The sequence below is a fragment of the Chryseobacterium sp. genome, from assembly GCF_022869225.1.
GTDB lineage: Bacteria > Bacteroidota > Bacteroidia > Flavobacteriales > Weeksellaceae > Chryseobacterium.
The window spans coordinates 2,423,107-2,439,858 of record NZ_JALIHL010000001.1 but is presented as its reverse complement, the minus strand read 5'-3'; the positions used below and the strand labels follow the sequence as shown (position 1 = coordinate 2,439,858).

Genomic DNA, 16,752 nt, shown 5'->3' with positions numbered 1-16,752 from the left:
CAAATTAGTGGGGCAAAATTATAAAAACATAGCTGTCAGCCGGTTATAACTCTACAAAGTTTAACTCAATTTAAGAAACTTTAACGTCCTGATTTCGTGAATTAAACACCCTGTTTTTGAGAATCCGGAACAAATTCCAGACTCACGGAATTCATACAATACCTTAGGCCTGTCGGCTTGGGACCGTCATCAAAAACATGTCCCAAATGGGAATCACATCTTTTACAAAGAACCTCCACCCTGTCCATTCCGTAGGATTGATCTCTTTTATAATAAACACCTTCTTTATCTGCTTCAAAGAAACTGGGCCAGCCACAGCTGCTTGCAAATTTTGATGTAGAACGAAACAGATGATGCCCGCAAACGGCACAATAATAATCTCCCACCTCATCAAATTCGTTGTATTTCCCGGTAAAAGCTCTTTCTGTGGCCGCTTCCCTGGCAACTGCATAAAGATCCGGCGCCAGGATTTTTTTCCATTCTTCATTAGAAATGTTCAGCTTGGCGGTATCTGTTCTTGAATAGTATGGATTGTTTTTTGCATCTGTATTCTCCATAGAAGTAATTTTAATAGGTTGATGTTTCTGCGTACATGCCTGCAGAAAAATTAATATAATGATTGAAACTAAAAATTTCATCGTACATTTTAATTTCTTATATCTTACCCGCAAAAAGTGACAAGAAATGTAAAGCACTATAGTCTCTGAAGATCTTTGATTTTCTTCTTATGTGAACCTCCACGGGATCATTCTAAACTTACTTAAGTGTTCTAAAGTGTTTACAACAAAACTTTTATGTCTTTTGTGGGTTAAATATTAAATAGTTTGATAGCCAAATTTAGTAAATTTGAGAATATGAATGACGAAGCAAAAAGAAAACAGCTTAGAAAATACAAGGCATTTGCGACTGGATTATTTGTGCTGATGGCCGTGATTTTCATTGTGACCACAATTTTACAGAAATCTAATAATTCCCATTGGATCGGTTATGTGCGTGCTTTTGCCGAGGCAGCTATGGTAGGGGCTCTGGCAGACTGGTTTGCGGTGACCGCTTTATTCCGTCATCCGCTTGGGCTTCCTATCCCTCATACCAACCTGATTGAAAACAGCAAGCAGCGGCTGGGTGACAATCTGGGAAGCTTTGTCGTCAGCAATTTTCTTTCGCCTCAGAATATACGTCCTTATATCCAGAAAATAAAGATTTCAAACTTTGTTGGGGAATGGCTCGGCAAAGAGAAAAACCAGGATATTTTAATTAAAAACCTCTCGGATATTGTCCTGGATATTCTCAGCAAGCTTGATGATGCCTCAGTGAGCCAGTTTATCAGTAAAAAAGTTTCTGAGATGACGGATGATATCAAGCTGAACAAAGTGGTAGGAAACGGAATCAGTTATATTCTGGAAAAGAATGATCACCAGAGAATGATCACCAATCTTTCAAAACAGATCAAGGAGTATATTCTTGAGAATGATGAAATGATCAAAGACCGCGTCAAGAAGGGCAGCTACTCTTTCGTCCCTTCTTTTGTGGATAATAAAATCGCAGATAAGATCGCAGACGGACTTTCTGATTTCTTCAGGGAAATTGAGGAAAACCCGGAGCATGAAGTCCGAACATTGATCACTCAAAAAATTCATGAATTTTCTGTTGATCTGAAAGAAGATCCCAAATGGGAAGATGAGTTTAAAACCATCAAAAACGGACTTCTGAAAAATGATAAATTGGATGAATATTCCAATGACATCTGGATTTCTATCAAAAAAACATTACTATCGGAGCTTCAGGAAGAACATTCAGCGCTGAAAAATTACCTTTATAAAAATCTGAACGAATTTTCACAGAATTTGAAGACAGATGAAAATCTTCAGAATAAAATTAACCACTGGGTTCGGGTAACCGCCTATAAATACATTCTTAAAAATACGCATCAATTCGGGAACCTCATCAGCACAACGGTTGGAAACTGGCAGGGAAAAGAGCTGAGTGAAAAACTGGAACTGGAAGTAGGAAAAGACCTGCAGTTTATCCGGGTAAACGGAACTTTGGTAGGAGGTCTTGTAGGATTGATTATTTATACGATTGCTCATTTCTTTATTTAAAAAACTAAACTGATGACCTCATCACCATGAAAAAAATTTTTGTTCTTTTCTTCCTTTCCTTTTTTTTGTCTGGTAAAAGTCAAAAGATTGAATTAAAAAAGGTAACAGATTCTTCCCAGACCTTCAAAGGAGAAATCGCAGGAGTTCCTGTGACCATTCAGCTCCGCTATACAGGCATTGTAGACTGTGATCAGTATCAGCATTATGTAGACGGATGGTACTATTATGACAGGTATCAGAAAAAAATCCCCTTAACCGGTATCTACGATTTTTATGGTAATCTGTCACTTTATAATTTTGGAAGTAAACAAAAGCTGAATTCTAAAATGTTCAGGGAACAGATCACTTCCAGGCAGACCATAGAACAGACGAATGAAATCGCACAGAAACTGAAGCCTCAGGAAGCTCTTATATTTGAACAGCCTATCCCGAAAGAAAATACGATATCGGGACACTTTTATCTGAATAAAAAAGTTCATCCCGCAAAACTTTTTACCGGGAATGATATGATTTACCGGTATAACAATTATCTGATTTTACCGGGTAACAAAAAGATCAACACCTATGATTTCATTAACAGGGCCGGCGGCAATCAGTTAATATCCTATGCTTCCGGAGAACAGGGAAACAGAATCCTGCTTTATTTTGAGGAAGTTTCCAATTTTAATTTCTGTGGAATGTGTGGCGCCAGCGATGGAGAAAAGGGCTACAGGGTATTATATTTTACCCGGGACTGGAACTATAAAAATTACGAAGAATACCTGACGGAAAGCTGCCGGGAAGGAATATCTGAAACCCGGAAGATAAAGGCCAAAGATCCCAATCTGCTTCAGTTTAAAATTCCAAAATCCTATTCTTCATCTGCATATACGCTGACTGTGGATATCAATAATGCTTCCGCCCATAAAACAAAGTAACGAAGGTTTAAAACAAAAAAAGAGAGCTGTAAGCTCCCTTCTGTTTTTTATCGTGGCAATCTGCCGGCTCTTTTTAAAAGCTCCTGATTGATTTCATTGATCAGTTCCGGGCCTTCATAGATAAATCCGGTGTACAGCTGCACCAGGCTTGCTCCCGCATCCAGTTTTTCCATCGCATCTTTTGCAGAGTGTATTCCTCCTACTCCGATAATCGGGAAAGCTCTGTTACTTTTTTCGGAAAGGTATCTGATCATCTTTGTGCTTCTCTCACGGATTGGTTTTCCGCTTAAGCCTCCGTTTCCGATCTGTGCTAAAACTTCAGGTGAAGTTTTCAGACCTTCTCTGTTTACCGAAGTATTGGACACAATTACTCCGTCTATTTTCGTTTCTGCAATCAGTTCAATGATCTCATCCAGCTGCTGGTAATTAAGATCCGGTGCAATTTTCAGCAATACAGGCTTTTGTACAGATTTTGACTGATTTATTTTCTTTACTTCCGTAATCAGCTCTCTCAGATATTCTACATCTTCAAGCTTGGCGTGGCTTCCTACATTCGGACAGCTCACATTCAGTACGAAATAATCGACATGCGGGTGGAGTCCTTCAAAACAGTCAAGATAATCCTGGGTATAGTTTTCAGGGCCTGTATCGGTGTTTTTTCCGATATTTCCACCGATGATTATTTTGCCTTTGTTGGATTTCAGTTTTTCGATGGCAGCTTCAAGGCCATCATTATTGAACCCCATTCTGTTGATGATTCCGCCATCTTCTATTAAGCGGAACAATCTTTTCTTAGGATTTCCGGCCTGGGCTCTTGGTGTTACCGTTCCGATTTCTACAAACCCGAAACCCAGATCTCCCAGTTCGTTGAACAAAACGGCATTTTTATCGAAACCGGCGGCCAATCCTACAGGATTTTTAAATTTTAATCCGAAAACTTCCCTTTCCAGACGTTTATCTTCAATAGGTTTCGGAAAAAATAATTGGGTGAGAAATCCAAAATTTTTGAGTACCGAAAAAGTAAAGTGATGAACATCTTCCGGGTCAAATTTGAAAAGGATTGGACGAATGAGCGATTTGTACATGCCTTGTTTTTGGAGTACAAAGATACGGATTTTAATTGAGAATTAATCAGTGTAAGATTGAGGCTAAAGATGACAGCATTGGCTAAGAAAGTAAGGCTGAGAAGGCAAAGAACGTTAAGAATATGAACTCAGATCAAAACTCAGGATATCTCCCACTCTTTTAAACTCTTCGTTTATGGTAGCGTTGAGCACTATCTTTTCATTGGTAACAGGATGATTAAAAATCAATTGATGGGCATGAAGCATCATTTTTGTCATATTAAAAGTTTGCAGCCATAATTTATTTTGTTTATTGCAGCCGTGTTTACGGCAGCCTAAAATCGGATGCAGAATATGTTTAAAATGTTTTCTCAACTGGTGCATTCTTCCCGTTTCAGGAATAGCTTCTACTAAGCAGTATCTTGAAGTCTGATGTTTTAAAAAAGGTAAATTGATTTCTGATTTTTGCAAAAGATGATAATAAGTAATTGCATTTTGCTTCACTTCATTTTCATTAATCAAGTCGTAATCGATTGTTTCTTCTTCTTTCGTCCAGCCTCGCAGAATGGCGATATACTTTTTTTCCACTTCCCGGGTTGCAAAACGGTCGCTCATGATTCTAAGCGTATCTTTATCCAGGGTAAACAACAAAACCCCTGAAGTTTTTCTGTCAAGACGATGCACTGGATAAACATATTGTCCGATCTGATCTCTTAACTTCTGGATTGCGTAAGTATCGGCTTCTCCTGCATAAAAAGATTTATGAACCAGTAGTCCGCTGGGTTTGTTGATGGCAATAAGATGCTCATCGCGATAAAGAATTTCTAACATGAGGCAAAAGTAGATGTTTTCTCACTATTCTTCAAACTTCAAATGCCCATTAAAAAAAGGCAACATTTGATTTTCTATTCTTCCGTTTTCTTTGCTGACTTCACTTCCGTGTGTTCCGATATATTCTTCGGCTTCATGTTTTATTTTCAGGTTTTCCAATGTTTTGCTAAAGCTCATGCAAGTCGGAGGAATGTGTTCCAATTCATCATTTCTTCCCCAGTCCAATTTTATAGCCGTTAGCTTTTTAAGGTTTTCGTAGTGCGAAAAAGGCAATTCCGAAGTTGAATTTTTCTTTAATTCTTCAGCAATAGAAGCGTTTATTTTCAGGTTTTCTCCGTCGAAGGAAAATGGCAAATCTGCAAAAAAAGGAGATGTATTTTCATTTCCGTTATACGCTCTTGCTATGGCAAAAATAATGTTTGTCCTTGCATTTTCAGGTTTTGAAAGATCCTTGATTTCTGTGATATTTTTTGCATTTTTATAGAGATCAATTTCTGTCATGGCAAAATATTGAGCATCAAGAATTCCCGGAGAAAGTGCATACACAGAGGAAAAAACTTCCGGATGCAGTATGGCATTTCTCAAAGCCCCATTTCCTCCCATGGAATGTCCTGAGATTCCCCGGCTGTCTTTATGGGCGATCGTTCTGTACCTTTTATCAATACAATCCACCAGCTCAATCGAAGTAAAATCTGACCAGTTTCCCGAAGATTTTGAATTGGCATAAAAGCTTCCTTTGAAGACTGTACTTTCATCTGGCATTACCATAATAACCGGCTTTATTTTTTTCAAATTGATGGCACGGTCAATAATATGATTCATCTTATCACTGCTTACCAGCAAACTGTCACTCCAGAAAAAGCCGTGCAAATAATAGATAACAGGATATCTTTTTGAAGATTTTTCATAATCCGGCGGAAGATATACCGTAACTCTGCGTTTGGGATTTTCACCTGCTCTATTCTGTAAGGTTTTAGCTGTAATATAAGTGGTAACCACTTTTCCTTCAGGAATTTTTTGCCCCCATACCAGCTGGGCCAGCAAAATAAACAGTACAATGGGAAATCCGGATTTTTTCATGATAAAATTTTAAGTACATCAAATGTCGATAAATTGTCTCAAAATAAGACAATAAAGATAAAAAAATTGATCTTCCCCTCTATTTAGCCCTGATTGCAGCGGCATCCTTTTGCGGAGCGAAGCAGAGCAAAAGATATAGCGAAAAGCAGGTTCCCGGCTCCTGGAAATGTAGAATGCGAAAAATGGTGCTTTTATTTACTGCTTTTTTTGTTGAATTTCATGATTTTGGAATCCAATTTCCTATTTTTGCACATCAGACGTAAAAAATTATGGCAAAGCAAGAAGATGTTTTCAAGAAAGTAATTGCTCACGCTAAAGAATATGGGTTTATTTTCCCTTCTAGTGAGATCTATGATGGTTTATCCGCTGTTTATGATTATGGACAAAACGGGGCCGAACTTAAAAATAATATCAAACAATACTGGTGGAAAGCTATGGTACAGCTTAACGAGAATATTGTGGGTATTGATTCGGCAATCCTTATGCACCCGACGACATGGAAGGCATCAGGCCACGTAGACGCTTTCAACGATCCATTGATTGATAATAAAGATTCTAAGAAACGTTTCAGAGCAGATGTTCTGGTAGAAGATTACTGTGCTAAAATTGAAGATAAGGAGAATAAAGAAATTGAAAAAGCGGCGAAAAGGTTCGGGGATTCTTTCGATAAAGCCCAATTTGAAGCTACGAATCCAAAAATTCTGGAATACAGAGCGAAAAGAGAGGCTATTCTTTCAAGACTGGCAAAATCTTTAGAAAATGAAGATCTTGCTGATGTAAAAGCTTTAATTGAAGAACTTGAGATCGCGGATCCTGATACAGGGTCCAAAAACTGGACGGAAGTAAGACAGTTCAACCTGATGTTCGGAACAAAGCTGGGCGCTTCTGCTGACAGTGCCATGGATCTTTACTTAAGACCGGAAACGGCTCAGGGTATTTTTGTGAATTACCTAAATGTACAGAAAACTTCCCGTCATAAGCTTCCTTTCGGTATTGCACAGATTGGAAAGGCCTTCCGAAATGAGATCGTGGCAAGACAGTTTATCTTCAGAATGCGTGAGTTTGAACAAATGGAAATGCAGTTCTTCGTAGCTCCGGGTACGGAACTTGAATTTTATGAGCAATGGAAACAAAAACGTCTGAACTGGCACCTGGCTTTAGGACTGGGTAATGAAAATTACAGATTCCATGATCATGAGAAGCTGGCCCACTATGCGAATGCTGCCGCTGATATTGAATTTAATTTCCCATTTGGGTTCAAAGAACTGGAAGGGATTCACTCAAGAACGGATTTTGACCTGAAAGCTCATGAAAAATTCTCAGGAAGAAAGCTACAGTTCTTCGATCCGGAAAGAAATGAGAACTATGTTCCTTACGTGGTGGAAACTTCCGTAGGTTTAGACAGATTATTCCTTTCCATATTCTCACATTGTTTAAAAGACGAAGTATTGGAAGACGGTTCGGAAAGAACGGTTTTATCTTTACCTCCGGCTTTAGCCCCAATTAAAGCGGCTATTCTTCCGTTGATGAAGAAAGACGGTTTAGCCGAATATGCAGAGAAGATCTTCAATGACCTGAAGTATGATTTCAACTTATTCTACGAAGAAAAAGATGCCATCGGAAAACGTTACAGAAGACAGGATGCCATTGGTACACCATATTGTATCACAGTGGACCACGATTCTCTTGTTGATCATACGGTAACCATAAGAGACAGAGATACGATGCAGCAGGAAAGAGTTCCTGTTTCCGAACTGAGAAGGATCATTGATGAAAAGACCAACTTCAGAAATTTACTTTCTAAAATATAATTTAAAGGCCCTGATTTTTCAGGGCTTTTTTATTTTTCATCATCAGTTTTATTTCATTCTATATTTCCTCTTTTCTATTTAAAATTATTTTAAATTTGTTGGAGACCCATTCACAAGAATATGAGAATACTGAAGTACATGATAGGCGGAGCGGCAGCAGGTGCAGCGGCAGCTTATTTTCTGGGATATGACTATCTGTTCAGCGGAATTTCCAAAACTTATCTTAAAGGCAAATTAAGCGCCCATATTGATGATGGAGCCCTTTTCTCAAGCAATCCTATTGTTACAGAAACGCCTGAGCTCTGGGAAGAAGATTCTGAGTACAACCAGAGAGAATTACCTAAATATTTAGTTGACAACTTAAAACAGTCCAAAACAGCCGCCTTTGTGGTTATCAGAAAGGGAAAAATCCTCCACGAACAGTATTGGGACGGCTATAATCAATTATCTCAGACCAATTCTTTCTCTATGGCAAAAGCTGTAACGGTCATGCTTTTGGGTAAAGCACTCGAAGAAGGTATTATTACCAGTATTGATGAAAAAGTTTCCGGCTTTTATCCTGAGCTTAAAGAAAAAGCTTTCGGGGATAGGGTGACGCTTAAGAATCTGGCTCAAATGGAGGCGGGTCTTGACTGGGATGAAAATTATAACAATCCGTTTCTTCCCAATGCAAAAGCCTATTATGGGAAAGATCTTGTAAAAGCCGTATTTTCAAGAAGGTTTAAAGAGGAACCGGGAACGAAGTTTGAATACCAGAGCGGATCTACACAACTGCTTGGCTTTGCGCTAAAAAAAGCATTGGGAAAATCCCTGGCCGCCTATCTGTCTGAAAAGTTCTGGATTCCGCTCGGAATGGAACAAAATGCCAAATGGAGCACCGACAGCTATGGAATGGAGAAGACCTATTGCTGTATCCACTCCAATGCTAGAGATTTTGCAAAATTGGGGCAGCTATTTCTGAATGACGGCAAGGCGGGCGACCAGCAGATCCTTAACTTTGATTTTATCGAAATGATGAGAACCCCTACTGAAAAATCTGAAAGGATCTACGGACTGGGACTTTGGATCAATCATGACAATCCCATTAAACATTATTACTTCCTTGGGTTACAGGGACAGTATATCATTATGGTTCCGGAGCATGATATGGTCATTGTAAGAACCGGCAGCTATTCCAATAACCCTAAAAACGACCGGGGAAGACCTGATCAGGTACAATTCCTGGTCAACGAAACCGTACAATTATTTCAATCATAAACAATGGAGAAATACAGCCCTACTATCGATGCTTATATTGAAAAGTCCAAGGATTTTGCCCAACCTATTTTACACTATATCCGTGAAACCGTTCATGAATGCTGTCCGGATGCAGAAGAAACCATGAAGTGGAGTTTCCCCCATTTTATTTACAAAGGGAAAAATCTTTGTGCTATGGCTTCATTCAAGCAGCACTGTACCTTTGGATTCTGGCTGGAAAAGGAAATGAAAACTATGCAGGAAATTACCCGGAATATTGAAAAAAACTCAATGTTCAGCTTAGGGAAAATCACCAGGATTGAAGATCTTCCTCCCAAACCTCAGCTTAAGAAAGCCATTAAAGAAGCCATGGATCTTACCGATATGGGAGTGACCATGAAGAAAGCCGCTCCTTCCAAAACGGAGATGGAAATTCCCGATTATTTTCAAACGGCTTTAGAGATCCATCCAAAAGCTCTGGATGTTTTTAAAAAAGCGTCACCATCATTCAGAAAGGAATACATCACCTGGATCGCGGAAGCCAAAACAGAAGCTACCAAAAATAAAAGAATGAAACAGGCTTTAGAATGGATCGCGGAGGGAAAAGGGAGGAACTGGAAATATGAGAGGAAATAGAATATAAATATATTTTAAAATTCATTAGAGCTGCTTTATCTGATGTCTTGGCAATCCAATCTCATGGGCCTGCGGATAAGGCTTCCTAAAAGTCATACTTACATCCTCTTTAATTTGCCGGTGGATATCAAATTGTTTTTCTTTATCATAAGCATAGCGTGGATCAGGAATCATCGGCATTTTAGCCATCTTATGAATCGTTATCGTTGGAAAGTGGAAATCAACTTCCACGGTTCCCAGCAGTAAATAGCAACCGCCTCCCTGAAAATCGTACTCTTTCAAACTATCCGGAAAATGCGCCGTATCAAAATAATCACCATTCACATCGATCCAGGTTCCGAAGTACATCGTTCCTCTTTTGGTTGGGACGTGTTTTCTTGCAATAAGATACGCCAGCATCTTCACCTGCCTTTTATGATATTGCAGTAAATCTTTTACAAAAACAGAACCCCTGTATTTAGTCTGCAGCAAATCAAATGGACTGCATGAAACCGGAAAACCAATCAGCTCAATTTCATCAAAAGCATCTTCAAAATTTTCTCTCTTTAACTGTGGGAGTTTAAATTCCTGAACAGGTTCTTCAATCAGCATGAGTCCTCTGTATTCAGGTTTAAAATTCACTAATACCATCCTCGCCTCAACAAGCAATTCATTTTTTGGTTTTCCGGTAAACCTGAATGCACCAACAAAAATCAGGATTTGCACTGTTTCAATCCCGATGGGAATACGTCTGATAAAATCTTCTAATGATTTGTAGTCTCCATTTCGTTCACGTTCTTCAACAATTCCATGAGCTATTCTTGTCTCCAATCCTTCCAAGAGCATCAAGCCCAGGTAAATATCGGCTCCTTTCAGTGTTTGTTTGATATTCACTGGTATTAACACAGGGAGTCTGAATATTTCCACCGGACATTTTTGCTTCATGAATGTACACTTCGGTACGGTAAAAACCTCCCTGATTATTGATTACCGAAACCATAAATTCCAACGGATAATATACCTTCAGATAAAGGCTCTGATAGCTTTCCACAGCGTAAGAAGCTGAATGGGCCTTACAGAAAGAATATCCGGCAAAAGACTCAATTTGCCGGTACGCTTCAGTAGTCATTAGCTCCGAATGACCTTTCTCTTTACATAATGCAAAGAAATTAGCTTTTACCTCCTGAAGCTTTTTAATGGAGCGTCCTTTTCCACTCATTGCTCTCCGTAAAATATCACCATCAGCCAATGACAGCCCTCCAAAATACTGCGCAATTTTTATGACATCTTCCTGGTATACCATAATACCATAAGTCTCTTTTAAGTGCTCTTCGAATACTGAATGGAAATATTCAAATTTATCCGGATGGTTATGCCTGAATATGTATTCACGCATCATTCCGCTTTGTGCAACTCCGGGGCGGATAATAGAGGAAGCAGCGACTAATGTTCTGTAGTCTCCACATTTTAATCTTCTAAGCAAGCCACGCATTGCCGGTGATTCTATATAAAAACACCCAATAGTTCTTCCTATAGCCAGGTACTCATTGGATTTTTCTTCATCTTTGGATAATTTTGTATCCCGGATATCCACTGTTATTCCTCTCGTTTTTTTAATGAGATTCACAGTATCATTAATTGTCCCAAGCCCTCTCTGTGAAAGGATATCAAATTTTTCCAATCCAATGTCTTCTGCTACGTTCATGTCAAACTGAACAATCGGGAATCCTTTGGGCGGCATTTCCAAAGCTGTATAATGGGTGATAGGTTCTTCTGAGATCAGAATTCCACAGGCGTGCATACTTCTTTGATTAGGGAACTTTTCCAATAGCTTACCATATCTCTGAACCAACTTCACTACAGAATTTTGATCATGCCTTTCCATTGATTTGCTTGTCAAGTCATCCAATTCTTCCTTGGGTAAACCGAATACTTTTCCAATTTCCCTGAAAATTGATTTGTATTTAAATTCGACATTAGTTCCACAAAAAGCAACATGGTCTTTCCCATATCTGTCGAAGATGTATTCCAATATTGTATCTCTATTCTGCCAGCTCCAGTCAATATCAAAATCCGGTGGCGTTTTACGGTTAAGGTTGAGAAACCGTTCAAAATAAAGATCAAGCTCCAATGGACAAATATCAGTGATTCCCAAACAATAACTGACAATAGAATTTGCTCCGCTTCCACGCCCTACGTGCATAAATCCCATACTGTTACTATATCGTACAATATCCCATATAATCAGAAAGTAAGAACAAAAATTAAGTTCGTCAATGACTTTTAATTCTTTTTCCACTCTTTTTTTAGCAATATCATGGCTCAATCCATATCTTTTTTCCAACCCTGAATAGGCAAGCCTACTGAGAAGTTTCAAATCATCTTCTTTAGATTTTGTGTAAAACTTCTTGTTCTTAACTTCTTTGCAATCAAATTCAAAATTACACTGCTCAAGAATGGCCTTAGTATTTTCAATAATTGGGGGATATCTTTCAAATGCCTTTACAATATGCTGTTCAGCAATAAAATATTCAGAGGTACGGCACACTTCTCTTTTTGTTAATTTTGACAGCAAGGTATTGTTATCAATGGCCCGGAGAATTTTATGCAGTTCATATTCTTCCTCCGTGCTAAAAGTAACAGGATGAAGAACAACCATTTTAGAAATATGTTTTTCATATTCGGGACGTATCAGAAAATTCAATTCGTCTATTCTGACTCCTATAAACTCATTGTCTTTCAATTCTGAGGGAATATTACTCATTGGATACACAACAAGTACCTCCTTAAATTCAGGAGCGACTTCACATAGTTCTATATCATCACAGTTATGATCTGTGATCACTTTGTTGATTTCTCCTATACCCGAGAACTTTCTGGCAATACCCACATAAAGAAGTCTACCCTCCTTCCTGACTTCAACTCCGGGAATAGGTTTTATGCCCAAGTCTTCACATGCTTTTTTAAAATCATAAATTCCGGTCACCGTATTGATATCAGTCAGCACCAATTCTTTGGCTCCTAATTCATGTGCCTGCCTTACCAATTCCCCAATTGATAAAGTTCCGTAGCGGAGGCTGTGGAAAGAATGACAATTAATAAACATATTGAAAAGATTTAAAATTTATTTTCCGAAATCAAAACCCGATGCCCGCCCTACAGCATCAGTACCGAAACGGCTCTTGATATAATCCATCGTTTGATACAAACTCATTTGTTCCTCAGTATCTTCAAATAAATTCATCTGATGATTTCCGTGTACCAATCCCGTAAACCGTAAGCCTACCAGGCGAAGTCTCATTCTCCTTGTATAGGCTTTATTAAAGAGATCTAATGCAACTCTGGACAAGGTATGATCTGCGGAGGTATAAGATACTTTGCACTGCTTGGTTTCCGTATCGAAATTGGCATACCGTATTTTAATAACTACCGTTGAAGTCAGCCATTTCTCCTGTCTCAACTGATAGGCCAGCTGTTCTGCCATTCCGGATATCAATCTTTTTAGCTCTATAATATCCATCGTATCAGAGGTAAAAGTCCTTTCGGCAGATATAGATTTTCTTTCAGAATAAGGAACCACAGGATTTTCATCAATTCCATTGGCCTTCTTCCAAAGTTCTTTCCCATGGACTCCAATCATTTGCTGGAGAATGAGTACCGGCATTTCAGACAATGTATGTATCGTCCGGATGCCAATTCTTGATAACAACTGAAAGGTCTTATCACCCACCATGGGAATTTTTTTAATAGATAAAGGGTTTAAAAACGGTTTAATTTCCAGTTCCTTTATCTCCATTCTTCCCACAGGCTTTGCTTCTCCTGTTCCGATTTTTGAAACGGTCTTATTGGTTGACAGCGCAAAACTTATCGGAAGCCCGGTCTCTTTAGTAATGGTCTCTGCAATTTCTTTTGTCCATTGATAACAGCCAAAAAATTTGTCCATCCCTGATAAATCCAGATAAAATTCATCGATGCTTGCTTTCTCCATCAATGGAACCTTTTCCTGAATAATTTCGGTTACGGTATGTGATAAATTAGAATACATTTCATGATCACCGCGGATCACTTTTGCATCAGGACAGAGCCTGAGAGCCATTCGAATCGGCATTGCAGAACGAACACCAAATTTTCTTGCTTCATAGGAACATGAGGCCACCACTCCACGATCACCGCCTCCTATGATTAAAGGAATACCATCAAGCTGCGAGTTATTACGCCGCTCACACGATACAAAAAACGTATCAAGATCCATATGTACAATTGCCCGGTTCACGTTACAAAATTAGTTACGTTTTTAAACAAAATTCGTATTTTTGTTGTTATAATTTGTAACAATGTCAATTTTTTCTGATAACATACGCTTTTTAAGAGGTAAGAAAGAAAAAACTCAACAAGAGTTAGCGAATACTTTAAAGCTTACCCGCTCCCGGTATGTTTCTTACGAAGATGGAAGATCTGAGCCTCCGATTGAAATCCTGATCAGGATTTCCAAATTTTTCAATATCAGTATTGACCTTCTGGTATCTGTTGATATCAGAAAATACCCATTGGATGATATACTTAAGCTTCCCGATAACAGAATTGTTCTGCCGGTTATGGTTGATTATGAAGGAAACAACTTCATTGAAATCGTCCCTCAAAAAGCCTCAATGGGTTATTTAAAAGGGTACGCTGACCCTGAATACATTGAAGGGCTTCAAAGGATGTATTTACCGTTCTTAACCAACGGAAAATATAGAGGTTTTTTAGCAGATGGGGACTCTATGCCTCCTTTTGCAGATGGGTCTTGTGTTATTGGAGAATATGTTGAAAAAATTGAAGATTTAAAACCCAACAAACAATATATTTTTGTCACTCCTGACGGGATTACCTACAAAACATTTCTGGCTAAAAACAAGACATCCATAACCGTATCTTCTGACAATTCTTTTTATCCATCCTATGATATTGCTTTTGAAGACCTTATAGAAATATGGAAATATGTACGGGGGATTTTACCACAAGATTATAAACCTACTCAGGAAAATGTAGAGCTGAACGATATATTTTCAGACTTGAAAAAGACAATGAGAAATTTGGAAAACAGGTTGCTAAGGTAGGGAAAACATCATTTCAGTACTATCCTGTCTTAACCCCTTAAAATATTAAAACACGACATGTTTTGCCGTATATTCCATCTAACTTTATCTTCAAAAACAATATCCTTCCATCCCATCGAGAAATTTTCATGTATATAAATTTTTTTAATAAAATACGTCAAGTTTCGTCGCCTTCCCTCTATACATTTGCTTCATAATAGTAAATTTTATGGACAAAGTAACATTAGAGAGAATTCAGACCCTTCATCCGCTCATCAGAGATGAAGTGAAGCAGATTATTAAAGAATGTGACAAAGCACTGACAGGAAAAGCAAAAATCAGAATCACCCAGGGACTGAGATCTTTTGAAGAACAGGAGAGGCTCTATGCCCTTGGAAGACTTACTTCCGGAAAAAAAGTGACCAATGCCAAAGCGGGACAAAGCATCCACAATTACGGACTTGCCGTAGACATCTGCCTGATCATTAACGGAAAAACAGCAAGCTGGGATACCGCCAAAGACTGGGACAATGATCAGGTAGCCGACTGGTATGAATGTGTGAAAATTTTTGCCAGATATGGCTGGGGCTGGGGTGGAAACTGGAAAACATTCAAGGATCTTCCCCACTTCGAAAAAAAGAATATTCCAACAGGACAAAATACGGTTAAAACCAGTTGGAGAACGCTTTTAAAGATGCCTAAAGATTCACAGAATTATATTATTTTTTAATTCTCTTTTATTTGAAATTAATTATAATACGACAAGTTCTGTCGCTTTCCCCGCCTACCTTTGCTTTATAGAAAAAACGACTGAAAAAGCAATGAAATCTGAATTTTAAATCCAATTTTCCGCTCATACAGCAGTTGGTTTTATGAATTTAAGATGGCATGTGTCCTTTTAAAAAAACAATTAAAAATATCACATGAAAAAGACAACCATTCTTTCTTTGGACGGGGGTGGAATAAGGGGAATTATCACCTGTATTATTCTACGCTACATAGAAGAACAGCTCCAGTACTATGATAAACCGAGTGCCAAACTCGGGGATTATTTTGATCTGATCGCAGGCAGCAGTACGGGAGGTTTGATTGCTTCTATCATTTTATGCCCTGATGAAGTCCGAAAAGCAAAATATTCTATCCAGAAAGGGTTAGAATTGTACGCTGAAAAGGGCGGCGACATCTTCCAGGTTTCTTTTTGGGAAAAACTGGTCAATCCATTTGGCCTGTTGAATGAAAAAATCTCCCAGGAAGCACTTGAGAAAAATTTAAATGATTTTTTTGGAAATCTAGAATTAAAAGAACTGATAAAACCTTGTTTAATCACAAGCTATGATATAGAGAACAGAAGAGCTAAACTTTTCAATTCCTGGGAAGCCAGCCTCAGCACTGACAATTTTTATGTAAAAGACATTTGTAGGGCAACCTCAGCAGCGCCTACCTATTTCAGTCCTGTACAGATCAAATCTATGTACGGACAAATTTTCAGCCTGATCGATGGTGGGATGTTTGCTAACAATCCCGCTCTTTGTGCCTATGCAGAAGCCAGGAAAATCCCTTTTGCAGAAGTTTTAAAGAATCATCAGAAAGCCAACCATCCCGGAGTGAACGACATGATCATGATCTCTATCGGAACAGGAATTGAAGCAAGGCCTTATTCTTTCAGAAGATTAGAAAAGGCAGGAAAAATAGGCTGGGTAAGCCCTATCATTGATATTCTCATGTCTGCCAATGCAGAAACGGTAGATTATCAGCTGACCCAGATGTTTCAGACCTTGGGGTTAAGAAATCAGAAAAATTATTACCGTCTGAACCCGTCATTGAAAAATGCTTCTCCGGCCATGGATAATGTAAGACGGTCCAATATTGAAAACCTGATCCAGGCCGGTCTGAGCTATATTGATGACAACAGAGAGATCTTAAATCAGATTGTACAAAAACTCATCAAAAACAAAATATAAGCTTTTAAGCTTATAACAAATCAATATAAGTTCAAAAGCTTATATATTAAAATTCTCTTT

13 protein-coding genes and 1 pseudogene are annotated in these 16,752 nt (G+C 38.5%); 8 read left to right on the top strand and 6 right to left on the bottom strand.

Features of this window, described 5'->3' with window-relative positions:
- Positions 1-101: 101 nt before the first annotated feature.
- On the bottom strand, positions 102-638 hold the full coding sequence (gene msrB, locus MUW56_RS11435; RefSeq protein WP_292013315.1) for a peptide-methionine (R)-S-oxide reductase MsrB: 537 nt from the start codon (positions 636-638) through the stop codon (positions 102-104).
- Positions 639-854: 216 nt separating this feature from the next.
- Between msrB and MUW56_RS11430 the strand changes: the two genes are divergently transcribed.
- The gene (locus MUW56_RS11430; protein ID WP_292013314.1) at positions 855-2,099 is read left to right on the top strand and encodes a DUF445 domain-containing protein; all 1,245 of its coding nucleotides are present in this window, start codon (positions 855-857) and stop codon (positions 2,097-2,099) included.
- A 26-nt stretch (positions 2,100-2,125) separates the two neighbouring features.
- Complete coding sequence (locus MUW56_RS11425; protein WP_292013313.1) at positions 2,126-3,016, top strand: hypothetical protein; 891 nt, start codon at positions 2,126-2,128, stop codon at positions 3,014-3,016.
- Between the two features lie 47 nt (positions 3,017-3,063).
- Here the strand turns inward: MUW56_RS11425 and MUW56_RS11420 are convergent, their stop codons facing one another.
- From MUW56_RS11420 to MUW56_RS11410, 3 genes are all read right to left on the bottom strand, one after another.
- A complete protein-coding gene (locus tag MUW56_RS11420; protein ID WP_292013312.1) occupies positions 3,064-4,101 on the bottom strand; it encodes a quinone-dependent dihydroorotate dehydrogenase in 1,038 nt (345 codons plus the stop codon).
- Between the two features lie 114 nt (positions 4,102-4,215).
- Complete coding sequence (locus MUW56_RS11415) at positions 4,216-4,911, bottom strand: pseudouridine synthase (RefSeq protein WP_292013311.1); 696 nt, start codon at positions 4,909-4,911, stop codon at positions 4,216-4,218.
- Positions 4,912-4,935: 24 nt separating this feature from the next.
- Complete coding sequence (locus tag MUW56_RS11410) at positions 4,936-5,991, bottom strand: alpha/beta hydrolase-fold protein (RefSeq protein WP_292013310.1); 1,056 nt, start codon at positions 5,989-5,991, stop codon at positions 4,936-4,938.
- Between the two features lie 269 nt (positions 5,992-6,260).
- Between MUW56_RS11410 and MUW56_RS11405 the strand changes: the two genes are divergently transcribed.
- The 3 genes from MUW56_RS11405 to MUW56_RS11395 all read left to right on the top strand — a co-directional run bounded on the left by MUW56_RS11405 (position 6,261) and on the right by MUW56_RS11395 (position 9,674).
- Positions 6,261-7,802, top strand: coding sequence for a glycine--tRNA ligase (locus MUW56_RS11405; protein ID WP_292013309.1), 1,542 nt, complete (start codon positions 6,261-6,263; stop codon positions 7,800-7,802).
- Between the two features lie 120 nt (positions 7,803-7,922).
- Entirely contained in the window at positions 7,923-9,059 is a 1,137-nt protein-coding gene (locus tag MUW56_RS11400; RefSeq protein ID WP_292013308.1) for a serine hydrolase, read from the top strand.
- 3 nt (positions 9,060-9,062) lie between these two features.
- Positions 9,063-9,674 carry a YdeI family protein gene (locus MUW56_RS11395; RefSeq protein ID WP_292013307.1) on the top strand — a complete coding sequence of 204 codons (612 nt, stop codon included), beginning with the start codon at positions 9,063-9,065 and terminating at the stop codon, positions 9,672-9,674.
- 24 nt (positions 9,675-9,698) lie between these two features.
- On the opposite strand, the pseudogene MUW56_RS11390 reads toward MUW56_RS11395, so the two are convergent.
- Both MUW56_RS11390 and dinB read right to left on the bottom strand, forming a co-directional pair.
- Positions 9,699-12,759, bottom strand: a pseudogene (locus tag MUW56_RS11390) (DNA polymerase III subunit alpha).
- 18 nt (positions 12,760-12,777) lie between these two features.
- On the bottom strand, positions 12,778-13,926 hold the full coding sequence (gene dinB / locus MUW56_RS11385) for a DNA polymerase IV (RefSeq protein WP_292013306.1): 1,149 nt from the start codon (positions 13,924-13,926) through the stop codon (positions 12,778-12,780).
- A gap of 61 nt (positions 13,927-13,987) precedes the next feature.
- Here dinB and MUW56_RS11380 point away from each other — a divergent pair, with 61 nt between their 5' ends.
- The 3 genes from MUW56_RS11380 to MUW56_RS11370 all read left to right on the top strand — a co-directional run bounded on the left by MUW56_RS11380 (position 13,988) and on the right by MUW56_RS11370 (position 16,692).
- Positions 13,988-14,752 carry a LexA family transcriptional regulator gene (locus tag MUW56_RS11380; protein ID WP_292013305.1) on the top strand — a complete coding sequence of 255 codons (765 nt, stop codon included), beginning with the start codon at positions 13,988-13,990 and terminating at the stop codon, positions 14,750-14,752.
- A 208-nt stretch (positions 14,753-14,960) separates the two neighbouring features.
- Positions 14,961-15,461, top strand: a complete 501-nt coding sequence (locus MUW56_RS11375; protein WP_292013304.1) for a M15 family metallopeptidase — start codon at positions 14,961-14,963, stop codon at positions 15,459-15,461.
- Between the two features lie 193 nt (positions 15,462-15,654).
- Positions 15,655-16,692, top strand: a complete 1,038-nt coding sequence (locus MUW56_RS11370) for a patatin-like phospholipase family protein (protein WP_292013303.1) — start codon at positions 15,655-15,657, stop codon at positions 16,690-16,692.
- Positions 16,693-16,752: the final 60 nt, after the last annotated feature.

Excerpts from the sequence above, each read along its gene's own strand:
- MUW56_RS11395 (WP_292013307.1), top strand. The coding sequence starts at position 9,063 with ATGGAGAAATACAGCCCTACTATCGATGCTTATATTGAAAAGTCCAAG.
- MUW56_RS11405 (WP_292013309.1), top strand. The coding sequence starts at position 6,261 with ATGGCAAAGCAAGAAGATGTTTTCAAGAAAGTAATTGCTCACGCTAAA.
- MUW56_RS11420 (WP_292013312.1), bottom strand. The coding sequence starts at position 4,101 with ATGTACAAATCGCTCATTCGTCCAATCCTTTTCAAATTTGACCCGGAA.
- MUW56_RS11430 (WP_292013314.1), top strand. The coding sequence starts at position 855 with ATGAATGACGAAGCAAAAAGAAAACAGCTTAGAAAATACAAGGCATTT.
- MUW56_RS11400 (WP_292013308.1), top strand. The coding sequence starts at position 7,923 with ATGAGAATACTGAAGTACATGATAGGCGGAGCGGCAGCAGGTGCAGCG.
- MUW56_RS11425 (WP_292013313.1), top strand. The coding sequence starts at position 2,126 with ATGAAAAAAATTTTTGTTCTTTTCTTCCTTTCCTTTTTTTTGTCTGGT.
- msrB (WP_292013315.1), bottom strand. The coding sequence starts at position 638 with ATGAAATTTTTAGTTTCAATCATTATATTAATTTTTCTGCAGGCATGT.
- MUW56_RS11410 (WP_292013310.1), bottom strand. The coding sequence starts at position 5,991 with ATGAAAAAATCCGGATTTCCCATTGTACTGTTTATTTTGCTGGCCCAG.
- MUW56_RS11380 (WP_292013305.1), top strand. The coding sequence starts at position 13,988 with ATGTCAATTTTTTCTGATAACATACGCTTTTTAAGAGGTAAGAAAGAA.
- MUW56_RS11375 (WP_292013304.1), top strand. The coding sequence starts at position 14,961 with ATGGACAAAGTAACATTAGAGAGAATTCAGACCCTTCATCCGCTCATC.
- MUW56_RS11370 (WP_292013303.1), top strand. The coding sequence starts at position 15,655 with ATGAAAAAGACAACCATTCTTTCTTTGGACGGGGGTGGAATAAGGGGA.
- MUW56_RS11415 (WP_292013311.1), bottom strand. The coding sequence starts at position 4,911 with ATGTTAGAAATTCTTTATCGCGATGAGCATCTTATTGCCATCAACAAA.